This window comes from Flavobacterium sp. AC105 (genome assembly GCF_979258495.1).
In genome coordinates, this window is record NZ_OZ409860.1 from 703,095 (window position 1) to 721,156 (window position 18,062).

Consider the following 18,062-nt stretch of genomic DNA (forward strand, 5'->3'; position numbering starts at 1 on the left):
AACATCCTAATAATCAAGAAAAATGAAGTTAGATATAATTAAAAATCAGTGGCTTGATATCGTATTCGAAGGACGTAATAAGATATATGGTGCATATGAGCTAAGAAAATCAAACAGTAAAACAACGATAAAAGCACTTATTATTGGTTCTCTTATTTTTGCTTTTGCTGTAGCTGCGCCTCTTATTGCAAGTTTTTTACCAGATTCTGGTGATGACGATGTGAATAAAGATATTAAGATTGCCACAGTAAAATTACCTCCTAAAAAAGAGGAAATTAAGCCTAATGAACCGCCGCCACCGCCGCCGCCGCCAAAAGTGGATCAGGTGAAGTTTGTGAAACCGGTCGTTGCTAAGGCAAATGAAGTTACAGAAGATCCACCAAAAATTGAGGATCTTAAAGACAAAAAAGTTGGTGCTGAAACTATTAAAGGAGATCCGGATGCAGTTTTAACTGTTGATGAGCCAGTAGGTACAGGAACTGCTGCAGTAGTAGAAGAAGATAACCAAGTATATAACACAGCTGGTATCGAAGTAAAACCAGACTTCCCTGGAGGAATTGAAAAATTCTACAAATTCGTAGGAAACAATTACAAGACTCCGGAAGAAGAAGGTTTAAAAGGTAAAGTTTACGTTACGTTTGTAGTTGAAAAAGACGGTTCATTAACCGACATTAAAGTTTTAAGGGATATCGGTTACGGTACAGGAGCAGAAGCAATTCGTGTTCTTAAAAAATGTCCAAAATGGACTCCTGGCGAGCAAAATGGTAAAAAAGTTAGAGTTCTTTACTCTCTGCCTATTACTATTCAATCTGCAGAATAATGTTAAAAGATATGCTTAATAATATTCAGAAGAAATCGCTCAAAGAGCGATTTCTTCTTGTTTTAGGAATACTGTTTTTTTTAATATATCTTGTGCTGGGTTTACTGATTATGTTTTGGGAAAAGCTTCCACTTGATTGGGAACCTAAATACAGATATGCTTTTGGCGGTTTGCTGATCGTTTATTCAGCTATTCGCTTCTTGAGATTAATTAATTCAAACCCAGAGTAATTATGTTAAAATATAGTAGAGTTTTCGCATTAGTGGCTTTTGTTTTTTTGTTTGCCATGTGCAACCAAAAAAGCAAAAACGATTCTAATAACGAAACAATTTTAAAAGGTGCTATTGATATTACAGTTGATGAAACTGTAAAGCCAATTGTAGACGACCAGGTTGCTGTTTTTGAAGGAACTTACTATGGAGCTAAAATTTCGGTAAAACCTAAATCAGAAGCAGAAGTAATAAATGATTTATTAAATCAAAAAGCAAAAGTTGCTGTAACAACAAGAGATTTAACCAAAGAAGAAAAAAGCAGATTTGAAAAAAGCAAGATAAATCCTAGAGTTACACCTTTTGCTGCAGATGCGATTGCATTTATTTCAAACAAAAGCAATAATGATACATTAATTGCGTTGAAAACGGTAATTGATTTTATGCAGGGCAAATCAGATCCAAGAATAAAAGGTCTTGTATTCGATAATCCGAATTCAAGTACTCTGCGCTACATGAAAGAGTTAGCGAAAGTAAAAGATATTCCTGCAACAGGTGTTTTTTCTTTTAAAACTAACGATGAAGTTATTAAATTTGTTTCTAAAAATGATGGTATGATTGGAGTAGTGGGAGTAAATTGGCTTTCGCAACCATCACCAAACATGGTAGATATTATAAAAGAAATAAATGTTTTGAGTGTAAAAGGCCTGAATGATGATAAATATTACAGCCCGACTCAAAATGATCTTGCCGAGGCAAAATATCCTTTGGCACGTGATTTGTATATTATCAATTGTCAGGGTTATTCAGGATTAGGAATGGGGTTTGCTTCATTCATCGCTGGAGATATCGGTCAACGAATTGTTTTAAAATCTGGATTACTGCCTGTTAGAACTCCGGGAAGAAAACTTAAGATTAGAAGTCAAATTATAAATGATAAAGAATAAATTAATTACAATAAAGATGAATAAATTTAAAATTTTTAGTCTTGCCTTAGTTGCTACAGCTTCTGTTGCAAAAGCGCAAGATATCAACCAGGCTAAAAAAGCAATTGACGCAGAGCAATTTGATAAAGCGAAGTCATTGCTGAAATCAATTATTAAAGCTAAACCATCAGACGGTGAAGCTAATTTTGTTTTAGGTAATGTATACTTAAATCAATCTATTGTTGATTCTGCTAAAATTTATTACTTAAATGGATTAGAAGCAGCAGATCATAAAAATTTAAATTACATTGGACTTGGTCAAATAGATCTGGACAATAAAAATGCAGCTGGTGCTAAAGCAAATTTTGATTTGGCGGCAAAAGATATGAAGCGTAAAGATGTAGATGAATTTATTTACATGGGTAGAGCATATATCAATTCAGTAAATCCTGATTATACAAATGCAATTGCAATCTTGAAACGTGCATTATTAATTGAGCCTCAAAATGCAACGGCACTTTTGACAATTGGAGACGCTTATCACGGAGCAAATAATCAAAACGACGCTTACAAAGCATACCGTGACGCGTTTACAGCAGATCCAAAACTTTTAAGAGCAAAAATGCAATTGGGAGTTTTGTTAAAAGGCGCTAAATCTTATGAAGAAGCTATTAAATCTTTTAATGAAGTTATCGCTTTAGATGCAAATTATGGTCCTGTTTACAGAGAATTAGCTGAAACATATTACAAATGGGCAAGAAATAAACCTTCTACTCAACAAGTAAACTACCAAAAAGCAATCTCTAACTACGAGAAATACTTAAGTCTTACAGATTATTCTATGGATTCAAGAATGCGTCATGCAGATTTCCTGATCTTAGTAAAAGACTATAAAGCTCTTGAAGTAGAAGCGAACAAAATGATCGAGTTGGATAAAGTTAATCCTAGAATCTTTAGATATTTAGGATATTCAGCTTACGAAAACGGAAATATTGATGTAGCTATTAAATCTTTAGAAGATTACGTTAAAGTTCCAACAAACAAAGCTATTGCAAAAGATTTCTTGTATTTGGGTTTTGCTAAAATCAAAAAAGGAACAAACGCTGAAGGTGTTGTAGATCCTGCAGCTTTTGAAGCTGGTTTAGCCGAAATTAAAAAAGCAGTTGCAATGGAGCCATTAGCAGTTGAAGATCTTGGAGATTTTGGAAAAGAATTGTTTACTAAAAAACAATACAGCCAGGCTGCTGCTATTTATGAGTTAAGCGCTACTAACACAGATTCTAAAAATTATTTGAATGACAATGTGTATTACGGTATCTCACTTTACTATGCAAATGCAAATAAAGAAAAAACAGCTATTGATGCCGCTGGTTTAGCTAAAGCTGATGCTGCTTTTGATAGAGTTTTAGTTGCTTCTCCAACTTATGATGAGGCTTACTTATACAAAGGAAGAATCAACAACTTGTTAGAAAAAGATGATTTGATTATTAAAAATTACGGAGAGTATGTTACGAGAACTTCTGCTAAAGGTGCAGAAGAATTGGCGAAACCTGCTACAGTTAAAAAAATAGTTGAGTCTTACAACAGTATTGGAGCTAGTTATGCTAATACAGATAAAGCTAAAGCAATTGAATATTTCAATAAAACTCTAGTTTTAGATCCGGCAAACGCTTATGCTACACAATCTGTGAAAGCTTTAAAATAATTTAAGAACTCTTATAAAATATTAAACCGATAGTTCAAAGCTATCGGTTTTTTTTGTTCCGTATTTAATTGACTATCTTTGCACTTTAAAATAAAATAATGTTATCAAAAGAAATACAATTAGAAGTAAATAAAGGAGCGATGTTGCCTTTGATGGAAGAGTTTTATACGATTCAGGGAGAAGGATTTCATACTGGGACGGCTGCTTACTTTATACGAATTGGAGGTTGCGACGTAGGTTGCCACTGGTGTGATGTGAAGGAAAGTTGGAATGCAGAATTGCATCCGCCAACAAGTGTTGATTTAATTGTAAATAATGCTTCAAGATATGCAGATACTGTTGTAATTACAGGAGGAGAACCCTTAACCTGGGATATGACTTTTTTAACGAAACAATTAAAAGACAGAAATTTAAAAGTGCATATCGAAACTTCAGGCGCATATCCGTTAACAGGGACCTGGGATTGGATTTGTCTTTCGCCCAAAAAAAATAAATTGCCAACTCAAACTGTGTATGATAATGCACATGAGTTAAAAGTGATTATCTATAATAAGCACGATTTTATTTTTGCAGAAGAACAAGCTGAATTGGTAAATGACAATGCAATTTTGTTTCTTCAGCCGGAATGGAGCAAAAAAGAAGAGATGACACCGCTTATTGTGGACTATGTTATGAATAATCCAAAATGGAGAGTTTCATTGCAAACACATAAATATTTAAACATTCCATAAAGAATAAAAAAGCTCTTCAATTGAAGAGCTTTTTTGTTTTTGCATAATTAATACACAACGTGTAAAAAGGAAACAAGTTCTTTATTTCCAGTTTTTATATTTTTTTAAACTTGTAATATGTGCTAAATGATGATTTCCGTGCCAGGCATAAGTTCCAATTAACTGTTTAATTCTATATTCAGAATTATTTTCCGGATGAATAAAGGATTTTTCTAAATCGGCTTCAGATAAATTTCTCATTAAATAAACCAACCGTGAGTGTAATCCTTCTAATAAAGTAAGTGTTGGCTGAATCGGCATCGTTAAATTATCTGGTAATTCAGACCATAAAACTTCATCATAAGGTTTTATTACAGGATTATTTTCTGTCAAAGCCCATTTAATTCTGATAAAACAGTGCAAATGACTTTCGGCACAATGATGAATTACTTGTCGGATAGTCCAGCCGCCCGGACGATATGGGGTATTCAATTGTTCATCTGTTAAACGAATCGTTTCTTTTTTCAATCTTTCTGGAAAAGATTCAATTTCGTTAATTTTGTTTAAAATATATTCTGGACTATATTCTGTTAGGGCTTTAAATTTTCCAATAGGATATTTTAATTTTTCTAAATCAATTTCTTCCATAAACTAAATATTAAATCGAAAGTCGGGCTAAATAATCATAATGTTCACCTTCTAAAATAAGTTCGCATTTCAGTCCATTGGCTATAGCCGCATTTTGAAGCGTATTATAATCCAGATATAGCCAGTCAAAAGTATCTTCTTTTTCTCCTTTGTATGAAATAGTAAAAGTAAGTTCACCGTAATAATCATTATTAGACGGAATCCATTTTCCGCCATCTTCATCTTCGTCAAACATATAAATGATGTCGGAACTATCTAAAAGAATTTGTCCTCCCGGATTTAAGAGCGATTTTAATTTAGATAAATAGGTATTGCAACCCTCCAGTTTCCCAAAAATCCCCACTCCATTCATTAATAAAATAATGGTATCGAATTTTTCTCCTTCAAAATCCAATATATTTTGTACCAGAGCATTTTTTACACCACGCAGTTTACAGGTTTCAATTGCTTTTTCTGAAATATCAATTGAAGTAACCTCTAAATTCCTGTCATTTTGCAAAGATAAACTATGGCTTCCGGCGCCACATCCAACATCTAATGTTTTTCCCGAAGCTAATTGTAATGCTTTTTGTTCAAGTTTTGGCATTTCGTTATAAGAACGAAACAAATACTCTATGCTCATTTCATCTTCTTCAGAAATTGAGGTCTCTGTAATGATATCTTCAGGCGAATTATTGGTTTGGAAATCGAACATCGCTTTCCCAAAAAGATCTTTCATCGTATTTTAGTTCAAAGTTTAAGGTTTCAAGTTCAAAGTTGTTTAATTTTGCAAGTCAACTTTAAATTTTAAACTTGAAACAAATTTTAAATAACTTAAATAAGTTAGCCAAAGATAAGCATATCGAAAACAAAAAGTATTTTGATAAGCTCAAAAAAAAACAACCTAAGAATTTAGATTACGTTATGCAGGATTTGCATGATGCCGAATTTAAAAAAACAGATTGTTTGCAATGCGCCAATTGTTGTAAAACAACCGGGCCTTTGTTTACTTTAGCTGATATCGAACGAATTTCAAAATCTTTCAGACAAAAACCACAGCAGTTTATTGAGCAATATCTCCGAATCGACGAAGACAAAGATTATGTTTTAAAAAGCGTTCCTTGTACTTTTTTGGACAGTGAAAATTATTGTATGATTTATGACGTACGCCCAAAAGCTTGCAGAGAATTTCCGCATACAGATCGCAAAAAGTTTAATCAAATCACAGATCTAACCTTAAAAAATGTTGCAATTTGTCCGGCCGCTTATAATATAGTCGAAGAAATGAAAAAGAAACTTCCCTTATAAGTCACTTAAATATTTTGTAATTGTTTTTCCGAACAATTTTTTTTCGCTTTTTTAAATGTATTTTTGACTTAGGTTAAATACCAAACAATAAAAGATATAAATTGAATTTAGAATACTTCATAGCTAAAAGACTTGTTACTGCCAGAGATTACAAAAGCAGTATTTCGGCACCTATTATAAAAATTGCCATATCGGCCATTGCGATTGGTATTATTATGATGTTGATTTCGGTAGCAACCGGAATTGGACTTCAACAAAAAATACGCGAAAAAGTTTCGGCTTTCAACGGTCAGATCATTATTTCGAATTATGATAATAACAATTCAGAGGTAACTTTAATTCCTATTTCTAAAAAACAAGATTTTTACCCCAATTTCAAGTCCATTCCAGAGGTACGTCACATTCAGGCTGTCGCAAGTAAAGCCGGAATTATCAGAACCGAAAATGCTTTTGAAGGAATCGTCTTCAAAGGAGTTGGCGCCGATTATGACTGGAATAATATTAAAGAGTATTTAGTAGAAGGTAAATTACCCGATTTTTCAAAAACATTAAATGAAGATGTTTTAATTTCGAAATTCCTGGCTGACCGACTAGGGTTAAAAGTTGGAGACAACTTCAATACTTTTTTTATTAAAGAAGAACAAGGTAAAATGCCAAATAGCCGCCGATTCAAAATCGCCGGAATTTTCAATTCAGGTTTTCAGGATTTTGATGCGACGTATATAATAGGAGATATTCGTCATATTCAGCGAATCAATAAATGGAAGCCGGATCAAATTGGCGCTTTTGAAGTTTTTGTAAAAGACTTTAATAATATCAAGACAACAGGCAATCAAATTTACGAACAAACAGCATCAGGTTTAGATACAAAAACCATAATCGAAAAATACAGTTATATTTTCGATTGGCTGCAGCTTTTCGATTTCAACATTATAGTTATACTTGCTGTCATGATATTGGTTGCGACCATAAACATGGTAGTAGCTTTATTAGTTCTTATTTTAGAACGCACACAAATGATCGGAATTCTAAAAGCAATGGGAGCAAATAACTGGACAGTACGCAAAATATTTTTATACAATGCCTTTTACCTTATTATAAGAGGTCTTTTTTGGGGTAACTTGATAGGGATTTCGTTATTGCTTATTCAGCAGCAATTCGGAGTCATTCCTTTAAATCCCGAAAACTATTATGTAAACCAGGCACCAGTGTATATAAATTGGGGTTATGTTATTTTGTTAAACTTACTAACCGTTACAGTTTGCTTTGTAGTGTTGCTGATCCCTTCCTATTTAATAACCAAAATTTCACCGGTAAAAGCCATTCGCTTCGATTAATATACAGAATTATTCATTCTCTCAACCCGACAGTTTTTCTAAAAGCTGTCGGGTTTATTTTTGCACCTATATATAATGAGAACTATTTTGTCCTGCTGAGCGAAGTCGAAGCATTCAAAGGTTGTAATTTGGACTCGAGCGCTAGCGAAGAGGCCAAGCAATTTTAAAAGATTGTAATTTGAATTAGGAGCTATTTCCCGCTATCCGTTCCAATCTTTTGCTTTTTAAAGAAAAAAGCAAAAGGATTTCCTCCCGAGGCTTCGGGACTATCGGGGCTAGGGCATAGGTTTCCAAAAGAAAATCCTGGGCAGGAGAATAAAACTTGGCGTCTTTGCGCCTTTGCGCGATTAAAAAAAAAAGGGCAAAGAAACTTTGAGCCTTGGTATTTCGTGGCAAAGCCCGAAAAATCCACCTCAAACAGTCCAAACCCCAAAAGGGATAAAAAAACTTTGCCCTGTAAAAAACGCCAAACCAGTGAGTTATAAAAAAGATGGAAATTATATTAAAAAAAGGCTTGGAAATGTAAATAAAGGTGGTACTTTTGCACCCGCAACAACGACAGACGTTCACTGAAATACTGACAGGCAAACGAATTTAGGATGAAAATTTTTTTTCAAAAAAGATTCAAAAAAGCTTGTGAGATTTAAAAACAGAAGTTACATTTGCACCCCGCAAAACAGGGAAAGTTCATTGAGAGATTGGTAAGGTTTAGGAGGAAAAAGGAAAGTAAAATTTCTTTAAAAAAACTTCAAAAAACATTTGCCGGATTAAAATAAGTTTTCTACTTTTGCACCCGCTTTGAAACACAAGCGAAACAAGATTGAAAGACACGTTCGTAGACATATTGAATTGACAGCCGCTTTAACAGAGATGTTAGAGCAAAAGAATAAGAGTAAAGGAATCGCGAGATTCGAGAAGAACCGATAGAGAAGCATCGATAATAATTAGCTTTAATTAATTAGAGCACACAATATACGATGAAGAGTTTGATCCTGGCTCAGGATGAACGCTAGCGGCAGGCTTAACACATGCAAGTCGAGGGGTATGTTTCTTCGGAAGCAGAGACCGGCGCACGGGTGCGTAACGCGTATGCAATCTACCTTTTACAGAGGGATAGCCCAGAGAAATTTGGATTAATACCTCATAGTATATAGACTCGGCATCGGGATTATATTAAAGTCACAACGGTAAAAGATGAGCATGCGTCCCATTAGCTAGTTGGTAAGGTAACGGCTTACCAAGGCTACGATGGGTAGGGGTCCTGAGAGGGAGATCCCCCACACTGGTACTGAGACACGGACCAGACTCCTACGGGAGGCAGCAGTGAGGAATATTGGACAATGGGCGCAAGCCTGATCCAGCCATGCCGCGTGCAGGATGACGGTCCTATGGATTGTAAACTGCTTTTATACGAGAAGAAACACTGCTTCGTGAAGCAGCTTGACGGTATCGTAAGAATAAGGATCGGCTAACTCCGTGCCAGCAGCCGCGGTAATACGGAGGATCCAAGCGTTATCCGGAATCATTGGGTTTAAAGGGTCCGTAGGCGGTTTAATAAGTCAGTGGTGAAAGCCCATCGCTCAACGGTGGAACGGCCATTGATACTGTTAAACTTGAATTATTAGGAAGTAACTAGAATATGTAGTGTAGCGGTGAAATGCTTAGAGATTACATGGAATACCAATTGCGAAGGCAGGTTACTACTAATGGATTGACGCTGATGGACGAAAGCGTGGGTAGCGAACAGGATTAGATACCCTGGTAGTCCACGCCGTAAACGATGGATACTAGCTGTTGGGTGCAAACTCAGTGGCTAAGCGAAAGTGATAAGTATCCCACCTGGGGAGTACGTTCGCAAGAATGAAACTCAAAGGAATTGACGGGGGCCCGCACAAGCGGTGGAGCATGTGGTTTAATTCGATGATACGCGAGGAACCTTACCAAGGCTTAAATGTAGATTGACCGTTTTGGAAACAGAACTTTCGCAAGACAATTTACAAGGTGCTGCATGGTTGTCGTCAGCTCGTGCCGTGAGGTGTCAGGTTAAGTCCTATAACGAGCGCAACCCCTGTTGTTAGTTGCCAGCGAGTCATGTCGGGAACTCTAACAAGACTGCCAGTGCAAACTGTGAGGAAGGTGGGGATGACGTCAAATCATCACGGCCCTTACGCCTTGGGCTACACACGTGCTACAATGGCCGGTACAGAGAGCAGCCACTGGGCGACCAGGAGCGAATCTATAAAACCGGTCACAGTTCGGATCGGAGTCTGCAACTCGACTCCGTGAAGCTGGAATCGCTAGTAATCGGATATCAGCCATGATCCGGTGAATACGTTCCCGGGCCTTGTACACACCGCCCGTCAAGCCATGGAAGCTGGGGGTGCCTGAAGTCGGTGACCGCAAGGAGCTGCCTAGGGTAAAACTGGTAACTAGGGCTAAGTCGTAACAAGGTAGCCGTACCGGAAGGTGCGGCTGGAACACCTCCTTTCTAGAGCCCCAATTGTTAGCAGTAATGCACGATGGGGAAAAAAGATGTTAATCTTGAAGGTTCTGAATCACAAAATTTCATTACTCTTGCTGTTAGTTCAAATACTAAATTTTAAGTAAAACAGAGTCTCGTAGCTCAGCTGGTTAGAGTACTACACTGATAATGTAGGGGTCGGCAGTTCGAGTCTGCCCGGGACTACTTTTTAAATTGTTGATTATAAATTATGAATTGTAAGTTATAAGAAAAAACAACAAACTAAAAAGACTGCAAACTTAAAAAAAAGGAAATTTTAGAAGTTGAAAGATTAAGAATCAAAAAGTTCATAATTTTTAATTCACGATTTTTAATTTTTAATTAAAAAGGGGGATTAGCTCAGCTGGCTAGAGCGCCTGCCTTGCACGCAGGAGGTCAACGGTTCGACTCCGTTATTCTCCACAAAAAGCTATAAGCCATAGGCTGTAAGCTTAAAGCCTAGTGCGTAAAGCGCGAAGCCCGTAAAGTTCATTGACATATTGAGATAAGAAAATAATAAAAAGTAGAAAGCGTTTTTTGTTATGAGTAGCGATACGAGTAATAAAAGACAAAAAAAAACGGTCATATTAATTTATGATTGGTACAATAAGCAAAATAAGGGCGTATGGGGGATGCCTTGGCTCTCAGAGGCGATGAAAGGCGTGATAAGCTGCGAAAAGCTACGGGGACGGGCACACACCGATTGATCCGTAGATACCTGAATGGGGCAACCCACTATGTTGAAGACATAGTACACCGATAGGTGGGCAAACCCGCTGAACTGAAACATCTAAGTAGGCGGAGGAGAAGAAAACAAAAGTGATTCCGTAAGTAGTGGCGAGCGAACGCGGATTAGCCCAAACCAGTGTTGTTACGGCAATTCTGGGGTTGTAGGACCACGATATTTTATGTACAAGGAACCGGAAGTTGCTGGAAAGCGACACCAAAGAGGGTGATAGTCCCGTATGGGTAACGAGTATAATAGATAGTGGTATCCTGAGTAGGGCGGGGCACGTGAAACCCTGTCTGAATTTGGCGGGACCATCCGCTAAGGCTAAATACTCCTGAGAGACCGATAGTGAACCAGTACCGTGAGGGAAAGGTGAAAAGAACCGTGAATAACGGAGTGAAATAGATCCTGAAACCATACGCTTACAAGCGGTCGGAGCCCTTTCGTGGGGTGACGGCGTGCCTTTTGCATAATGAGCCTACGAGTTAACGTTGCTGGCAAGGTTAAGTGGTTAAGCCACGGATCCGTAGCGAAAGCGAGTCTGAATAGGGCGCTTTAGTCAGTAGTGTTAGACGCGAAACCGTGTGATCTACCCATGGGCAGGATGAAGCGCTGGTAACACAGTGTGGAGGTCCGAACCGGTTGACGTTGAAAAGTCTTCGGATGACCTGTGGGTAGGGGTGAAAGGCCAATCAAACTCGGAAATAGCTCGTACTCCCCGAAATGCATTTAGGTGCAGCGTTATGCGTAAAGTTATATAGAGGTAGAGCTACTGATTGGATGCGGGGGCTTCACCGCCTACCAATTCCTGACAAACTCCGAATGCTATATAATGTTTCATAACAGTGAGGGCTTGGGTGCTAAGGTCCAAGTCCGAGAGGGAAAGAACCCAGACCATCAGCTAAGGTCCCCAAATATACGCTAAGTTGAAAGAACGAGGTTTGTCTGCCCAGACAGCTAGGATGTTGGCTTGGAAGCAGCCATTCATTTAAAGAGTGCGTAACAGCTCACTAGTCGAGCGGACGAGCATGGATAATAATCGGGCATAAGCGTATTACCGAAGCTATGGATTTAGAGTTTACTCTAAGTGGTAGGGGAGCATTCCAGCAGGGTTGAAGGTGTATCGTCAGGTATGCTGGACCGGCTGGAAAAGAAAATGTAGGCATAAGTAACGATAATGCGGGCGAGAAACCCGCACACCGAAAAACTAAGGTTTCCACAGCTATGCTAATCAGCTGTGGGTTAGTCTGGTCCTAAGGCGAACCCGAAAGGGACAGTCGATGGCCAACGGGTTAATATTCCCGTACTACTAATTACTGTGATGGGGTGACGGAGTGATGAAAGCGCCGCGAACTGACGGAATAGTTCGTTGAAGTACCTACCTATAAGATGCGCAGGCAAATCCACGCGTCTTGGGGAAATACGATAGTACTCGGCGTCTTCGGACAAAGAGATAGTGCGCCTAAGGGCTTCCAAGAAAAACCTCTAAACTTCAGGTAATTAGTACCAGTACCGTAAACCGACACAGGTAGTTGAGGAGAGAATCCTAAGGTGCTCGAGAGATTCATGGCTAAGGAATTAGGCAAAATAGACCCGTAACTTCGGGAGAAGGGTCGCCCTGTAGCAATACAGGGCCGCAGTGAAGAGGTCCAGGCGACTGTTTATCAAAAACACAGGGCTCTGCAAAATCGTAAGATGAAGTATAGGGCCTGACACCTGCCCGGTGCTGGAAGGTTAAGAGGAGATGTTATCTTCGGAGAAGCATTGAATTGAAGCCCCAGTAAACGGCGGCCGTAACTATAACGGTCCTAAGGTAGCGAAATTCCTTGTCGGGTAAGTTCCGACCTGCACGAATGGTGTAACGATCTGGACACTGTCTCAGCCATGAGCTCGGTGAAATTGTAGTAACGGTGAAGATGCCGTTTACCCGCAGTGGGACGAAAAGACCCTGTGCACCTTTACTATAGCTTAGTATTGACCTTGGATAAATGATGTGTAGGATAGGTTGGAGACTATGAAGCGGCGTCGCCAGGCGTTGTGGAGTCATTGTTGAAATACAACCCTTTGTTTATCTGAGGCCTAACCCCGTTTTGCGGGGGACATTGCTTGGTGGGTAGTTTGACTGGGGTGGTCGCCTCCAAAAGAGTAACGGAGGCTTCTAAAGGTTCCCTCAGTACGCTTGGTAACCGTGCGTAGAGTGCAATGGCATAAGGGAGCTTGACTGAGAGACATACAGGTCGATCAGGTACGAAAGTAGAGCATAGTGATCCGGTGGTTCCGCATGGAAGGGCCATCGCTCAAAGGATAAAAGGTACGCCGGGGATAACAGGCTGATCTCCCCCAAGAGCTCATATCGACGGGGGGGTTTGGCACCTCGATGTCGGCTCGTCACATCCTGGGGCTGGAGAAGGTCCCAAGGGTTGGGCTGTTCGCCCATTAAAGTGGCACGCGAGCTGGGTTCAGAACGTCGTGAGACAGTTCGGTCTCTATCTACTGTGGGCGTTAGAAATTTGAGTGGATCTGATTCTAGTACGAGAGGACCGAATTGGACAAACCTCTAGTGTATCTGTTGTCCCGCCAGGGGCACCGCAGAGTAGCTACGTTTGGAAGGGATAAGCGCTGAAAGCATATAAGCGCGAAACCCACCACAAGATGAGATTTCTTTTAAGGATCGTGGAAGATGACCACGTTGATAGGCTATAGATGTAAAGGCAGTAATGTCATAGTCGAGTAGTACTAATAATCCGTAAGCTTATGTACACCCTTTTCCTCCCGTCCAAAAGACGGGAGGAAGAAACTTTCTAAAAATAATAAATAAAAATACTTTTCTTTATCTCAGTATGTTAAGATATTTGCTCGACGCGAGCAGTCTTTAAGTCGAAAGATTAAAGTCATAAAGTCAAAAGACTTTTATACTTTAAGACTTGTGACTTTAGACTAACAACCTTAAGGTGGTTATTGCGGCGGGGCTCACCTCTTCCCATCCCGAACAGAGTAGTTAAGCCCGCCTGCGCAGATGGTACTGCAGTTATGTGGGAGAGTATGTCGTCGCCTTTATTTGAAAAACCCTATTCTAACGAATGGGGTTTTTTGTTTTATAAAATATTGCAATTATGCGGGAGCCCCGATAGCTATCGGGGGTCGTCGCCTTTCTTTTGGAAAATCCTCGTCATGTATTTGATGGGGATTTTTAGTTTACAATACTTTTTGAATTTATTCGGTTTTGAAATTTTTCTATTCTTTAATATTTATAGATTAGAATATTCTTTTTAAGCTTTTGTAAACTTCAAAATAATATTATGACACCAAAATTTTCTAAAAATATCTTAAATCTGCTATTTTAATTCAATTAGCAAGCAATACGTATTATTGTCAGGATAATTTTAGAGTTCATCTTAAATTGTATCAATAAATTTGTTTGAATAAGAATTTAGATAATGACTGAGTTAATTAACGTAATCAATAGTTTTCAAGAATTAGATTTTGAAACTGAACAAGCAATAAAGAATTATTTTGTTGAAGAAAAATTTCAAAAGAATGAAGTTATTATTCAGGAAGGTAAAATATGTAACAAAGTTTATTTATTAAATCGGGAATAATTCGTCGATTTAGTTTGCAAGATGGCATAGAAGTTACGAAATGGATTTATACAAATCATCAGTTTGCTACCTCGTTAAGTAGTTTTTTTGAGCAAAGTCCTTCGTTTGAAATCTTTCAGGCCTGCGAAGAAACAATTGTTTATTCTATATCTTATGATGAGGAACAGCTTTTGTTACTGTATCCGTTATTTTCTAATTTTTATATAAAACTACTCAGAGTCTATCTTTCTAAAATAAATGAGTTTCATTATTTATACAGTGCAATGAATGCTCAGGAGAAATATAACTATTTACTTAATTCCTTTCCGGAAATTATTATCAAATCAAAACTAAAATATGTTGCATCAATGATTGGTGTAAGTCAGGAAACTTTGAGCAGAATAAGGGCATCAATTAATTGACTTTAGATCAATAAAACACATTTTATTTTATACCACATTTGCTGCCAATTTAAAATTAATGGGATTTGAAAAATTCAATAATTGGCAAGAATGCTATAATTGGTAAAAATGTACATATTGGCAATTTTACAACAATTGAAAATAATGTGGTAATTGGTGATAATACCTGGATTGGCAATAATGTAAATATCTTAACGGGCTGTAGAATTGGTGATAGCTGCGAGATACATGCCGGAGCAGTTATAGCTGGTGTACCTCAGGATTTGAAATACAAGGGAGAGTATACTTTGCTTGAAATTGGGAACCATAATATTATTCGGGAATATGTTACAATTAATCGGGGAACAGCATCTAAGAAAAAAACAGTAATAGGAAATTATAATTTATTTATGTCTAATGCACATATTGGTCATGATTGTATAATTGGTAATAATTGTGTTATAGGATTTAATGTTGGCATGGCGGGAGAAGTAATAGTTGGCGATTGGGTTACTATAAGCGGTTTGTCAGCCATACATCAATTTTCGAATATTGGAGATCATAGTATGATTGCCGGAATGAGTCGGGTTGTGAAAGATGTTCCGCCTTATATTGTGGCTGCACATGAACCTTTGAGTTATGTTGGTTTAAATATTGTAGGTCTAAAAAGAAGAGGATTTGAAATAGATAAGCTAAAGGAACTTAAAGAATTTTATCGTATTATTTTTCAAGAAAAAAGAAATACAACTTTGGCTTTAGCATTAATTGAAACTCAATTTGAACGAAGTACAGAACGAGATTTGATTTTAGATTTTATTAAACAATCTAAAAGAGGAATTGTAAAAGGATTATTAGAATAAATGTTTTAGATAAATTTTATTTAAAAATTATTTGTAACTAAAAACTCCTTAAGAAATTAAGGAGTTTTTCGTGAAATAACGAGATTCTGTTATTCGTATTTTAAATGATTCAAAATATCGATTTTTGTTACAGCATAAGCTCTGGATAATGCAATGTCATAGAACTACAAAACCCGAAACGAATAGAAATGTAATTCTTTTTTTCATTCCTGTGATTCCTATTGATAATCCTAAAACATTTAAAGCCGAAAAGAACTTGTTGTTCTTGAGATAATAAATAAATATGTTAATCAATTTCTTAGTATTTTATTCGTATTTTAAATATTTCAAAACATCAATTTTGGTTACCTGATACGCTTTTGCCAAAACAATAGTTAAGGTAAAAACATTAATGCAATTTGAGCGACAAAAAAGGGAAGCACAGGAATGTCAATTCTAAAAGCAAAATCTTCAAGCCATTTTGGTAATAAAATATAAGCTGGAATGATTCCGATTGCGAAACCAATTAAACAGAAAATGACATATTGTTTTGATAATTCTTTGAGTAAAATATTGGTTTCTGCGCCTAATGTTTTTCTGATAGCGATTTCTCGCAATCTTCTTTCCATAGAAAAAGAGGCCAAGGCAAATAATCCGAAAACGGCGATTAGAATCACAATTCCGTTTAGGAGAGAAAATAATTGACTCTGGTTTTGGTATTGTTTATACGTTCGGGCGAAATTTCTGTCTACAAAATTGTATTCAAAAGGATATTTAGTATCCGCTTTTGTTTCCCAGAATTTATCCAAAGCAGCAATTGTTTTGCCACGGGTTTCATTTAGTAAAACGTTCGTAAGAGTATCTGAGGCAAATTTCTCTGATAAATTCTTCTTTTAACTAATGGTATTTCTAAAACATCCAGCATTCCAAAATCAATAGCCATTTGTTGGGTTATTATCTTTTGAAAATTTGATTTTAACCGAGATCGTGTTAATTGTTTAGTATTATTAATATTATTTTGGGGAATAAATTTATTCTATATTAGCCATTATAAAACTAAGTTAGCGTTGCAAAAACGAAATGATAACTATTAGTAACGAAAAAAACGACCTAAATCTTTTCAAACTTAAATATAAAATGAGCACATCAAATATTGAAAATAAAATTTCTAAAGACAGAAATATTCTTATTGTTCTACAAGAAAATATAGAACTAAATTCGGAACTTCATTATTTGACTGAAAATTTTTGTGGTTCTGTAGTAAAGAATCTATCAGAAATTCAGACTTCTTTAAGCGATAAAAGAATATATGTTTGTGGGGATATAGACCAGCTTAAGAATGAAAGCCAGATTTTTTTTGTAATAAAAGAACTTTCTATAAATTACGAAAATCATATTGGAGATAATATTCAATTAATTACACTTGGCAAAGTTCCAATTCTTGTTAGTAATGCCGGTATTTATTTTAGAGATATGTTCGATAACGGTGATTATTTTAATACGATCAAATCAGAACATACGTTTCAGCATTTAACGGAGTCGAACAAAGACTCGATGGCTTTAAGAACGGGAATTTATTTGACGGAAGTTTCAAAAGAAAAAGTCGAAGTTGAAGAAATATTGCATTATCGACTTTTAAGATGTTCGAGTAATTTTACCGGACCAACAGATAATTTTCGCGATACGGATCATGTTATAATCAACTCATTAAACGATGCTATTGAATTTACTTTTGAAGGAGAAACAAAATTAAATCATGTTTTGGTTCAGATTTATGAGAATAAAATGAAAACCGAAGTGAATGCAAAAGAGGTAAAATCAAAAATAAAAGCGCATTCTGATAAAACTAAGGATATGCCAAAAAACGGAATTATTGCCTTTTGTACCTTTTATGATAAATCGATTTTTGACAAATTATCGCCATCAAAAAATGACAGTTATGATTGGTGTTATAAACAAACCAGCGGATTAACAAGGCTTCAGTTTAAATTGAAAAATACGGTAAATAATCCCACTTTAGAAAAAGAATTCAGCGTTACATTATATCCAAATTCAGCATTTTTAATTCCGCTTTCTATCAACAGATTGTATACACATGAAATTAAACCCTCGGTATTAAATGTAGATCAAATCCCAATAAGAATGGGTTATGTTGCACGTTGTTCAAACTTGGAAGCTTTGCACAAAAACGGTCAGACTTATATTAAGGAAAATGGCGAATTAGTAAAATTGGAACAAATGACTACGGAAACAATGACCAATTTGCGAAACTCCTATTACGAAGAGAATATGAGCGAAAAAAATGTCGAATACGGAAAAATTCATTTCAGTATGAATTCAGGCGATTATGAAAAACCACTCTATTAATCTGA

General features: G+C 36.7%; 14 protein-coding genes, 2 tRNA genes and 3 rRNA genes. 16 read left to right on the forward strand and 3 right to left on the reverse strand.

Annotation, left to right across the window (positions count from 1 at the left end):
- The first annotated feature begins 22 nt into the window (after window positions 1-22).
- The 5 genes from ACZ0AH_RS02915 (at window position 23) to ACZ0AH_RS02935 (ending at window position 4,391) form a co-directional block, all read left to right on the forward strand.
- The gene (locus ACZ0AH_RS02915; protein ID WP_463474391.1) at window positions 23-820 is read left to right on the forward strand and encodes an energy transducer TonB; all 798 of its coding nucleotides are present in this window, start codon (window positions 23-25) and stop codon (window positions 818-820) included.
- Complete coding sequence (locus tag ACZ0AH_RS02920; RefSeq protein WP_463474392.1) at window positions 820-1,050, forward strand: hypothetical protein; 231 nt, start codon at window positions 820-822, stop codon at window positions 1,048-1,050. Before ACZ0AH_RS02915 ends, ACZ0AH_RS02920 begins: the two co-directional genes overlap by 1 nt.
- A 2-nt stretch (window positions 1,051-1,052) precedes the next feature.
- Entirely contained in the window at window positions 1,053-1,976 is a 924-nt protein-coding gene (locus ACZ0AH_RS02925) for a PstS family phosphate ABC transporter substrate-binding protein (RefSeq protein WP_463474393.1), read from the forward strand.
- A gap of 16 nt (window positions 1,977-1,992) precedes the next feature.
- Entirely contained in the window at window positions 1,993-3,660 is a 1,668-nt protein-coding gene (locus tag ACZ0AH_RS02930) for a tetratricopeptide repeat protein (RefSeq protein ID WP_463474394.1), read from the forward strand.
- A 98-nt stretch (window positions 3,661-3,758) separates the two neighbouring features.
- Complete coding sequence (locus ACZ0AH_RS02935) at window positions 3,759-4,391, forward strand: 7-carboxy-7-deazaguanine synthase QueE (protein ID WP_463474395.1); 633 nt, start codon at window positions 3,759-3,761, stop codon at window positions 4,389-4,391.
- Window positions 4,392-4,472: 81 nt separating this feature from the next.
- On the opposite strand, the gene ACZ0AH_RS02940 is transcribed toward ACZ0AH_RS02935, so the two are convergent.
- On the reverse strand, window positions 4,473-5,018 hold the full coding sequence (locus tag ACZ0AH_RS02940; protein ID WP_463474396.1) for a YfiT family bacillithiol transferase: 546 nt from the start codon (window positions 5,016-5,018) through the stop codon (window positions 4,473-4,475).
- Between the two features lie 10 nt (window positions 5,019-5,028).
- On the reverse strand, window positions 5,029-5,736 hold the full coding sequence (locus ACZ0AH_RS02945; RefSeq protein ID WP_463474397.1) for a class I SAM-dependent methyltransferase: 708 nt from the start codon (window positions 5,734-5,736) through the stop codon (window positions 5,029-5,031).
- A gap of 74 nt (window positions 5,737-5,810) precedes the next feature.
- Between ACZ0AH_RS02945 and ACZ0AH_RS02950 the strand changes: the two genes are divergently transcribed.
- The 10 genes from ACZ0AH_RS02950 (at window position 5,811) to lpxA (ending at window position 15,711) form a co-directional block, all read left to right on the forward strand.
- A complete protein-coding gene (locus ACZ0AH_RS02950) occupies window positions 5,811-6,305 on the forward strand; it encodes a YkgJ family cysteine cluster protein (protein WP_056248936.1) in 495 nt (164 codons plus the stop codon).
- Window positions 6,306-6,406: 101 nt separating this feature from the next.
- Window positions 6,407-7,642: an ABC transporter permease gene (locus ACZ0AH_RS02955; RefSeq protein ID WP_463474398.1), complete on the forward strand. Its 1,236-nt coding sequence runs from the start codon at window positions 6,407-6,409 to the stop codon at window positions 7,640-7,642.
- Between the two features lie 974 nt (window positions 7,643-8,616).
- Window positions 8,617-10,130 (forward strand): 16S ribosomal RNA (locus ACZ0AH_RS02960).
- Between the two features lie 124 nt (window positions 10,131-10,254).
- Window positions 10,255-10,328: transfer RNA gene (locus ACZ0AH_RS02965), tRNA-Ile, on the forward strand.
- A gap of 163 nt (window positions 10,329-10,491) precedes the next feature.
- Window positions 10,492-10,565, forward strand: a tRNA-Ala gene (locus ACZ0AH_RS02970).
- 181 nt (window positions 10,566-10,746) lie between these two features.
- Window positions 10,747-13,632: ribosomal RNA gene (locus ACZ0AH_RS02975) — 23S ribosomal RNA — on the forward strand.
- A gap of 187 nt (window positions 13,633-13,819) precedes the next feature.
- Window positions 13,820-13,929, forward strand: a 5S ribosomal RNA gene (gene rrf / locus ACZ0AH_RS02980).
- Together the 16S, 23S and 5S rRNA genes with 2 tRNA genes alongside form the textbook arrangement of a ribosomal RNA operon.
- Window positions 13,930-14,309: 380 nt before the next feature.
- The gene (locus ACZ0AH_RS02985) at window positions 14,310-14,471 is read left to right on the forward strand and encodes a hypothetical protein (RefSeq protein ID WP_463474399.1); all 162 of its coding nucleotides are present in this window, start codon (window positions 14,310-14,312) and stop codon (window positions 14,469-14,471) included.
- A 14-nt stretch (window positions 14,472-14,485) separates the two neighbouring features.
- A complete protein-coding gene (locus tag ACZ0AH_RS02990) occupies window positions 14,486-14,872 on the forward strand; it encodes a Crp/Fnr family transcriptional regulator (protein WP_463474400.1) in 387 nt (128 codons plus the stop codon).
- Window positions 14,873-14,937: 65 nt separating this feature from the next.
- On the forward strand, window positions 14,938-15,711 hold the full coding sequence (gene lpxA, locus ACZ0AH_RS02995) for an acyl-ACP--UDP-N-acetylglucosamine O-acyltransferase (protein ID WP_463474401.1): 774 nt from the start codon (window positions 14,938-14,940) through the stop codon (window positions 15,709-15,711).
- Between the two features lie 374 nt (window positions 15,712-16,085).
- Here the strand turns inward: lpxA and ACZ0AH_RS03000 are convergent, their stop codons facing one another.
- Window positions 16,086-16,499, reverse strand: a complete 414-nt coding sequence (locus ACZ0AH_RS03000; protein WP_463474402.1) for an ABC transporter permease — start codon at window positions 16,497-16,499, stop codon at window positions 16,086-16,088.
- 328 nt (window positions 16,500-16,827) lie between these two features.
- On the opposite strand from ACZ0AH_RS03000, the gene ACZ0AH_RS03005 reads away from it, so the two are divergent.
- Entirely contained in the window at window positions 16,828-18,057 is a 1,230-nt protein-coding gene (locus tag ACZ0AH_RS03005; protein WP_463474403.1) for a hypothetical protein, read from the forward strand.
- Window positions 18,058-18,062: the final 5 nt, after the last annotated feature.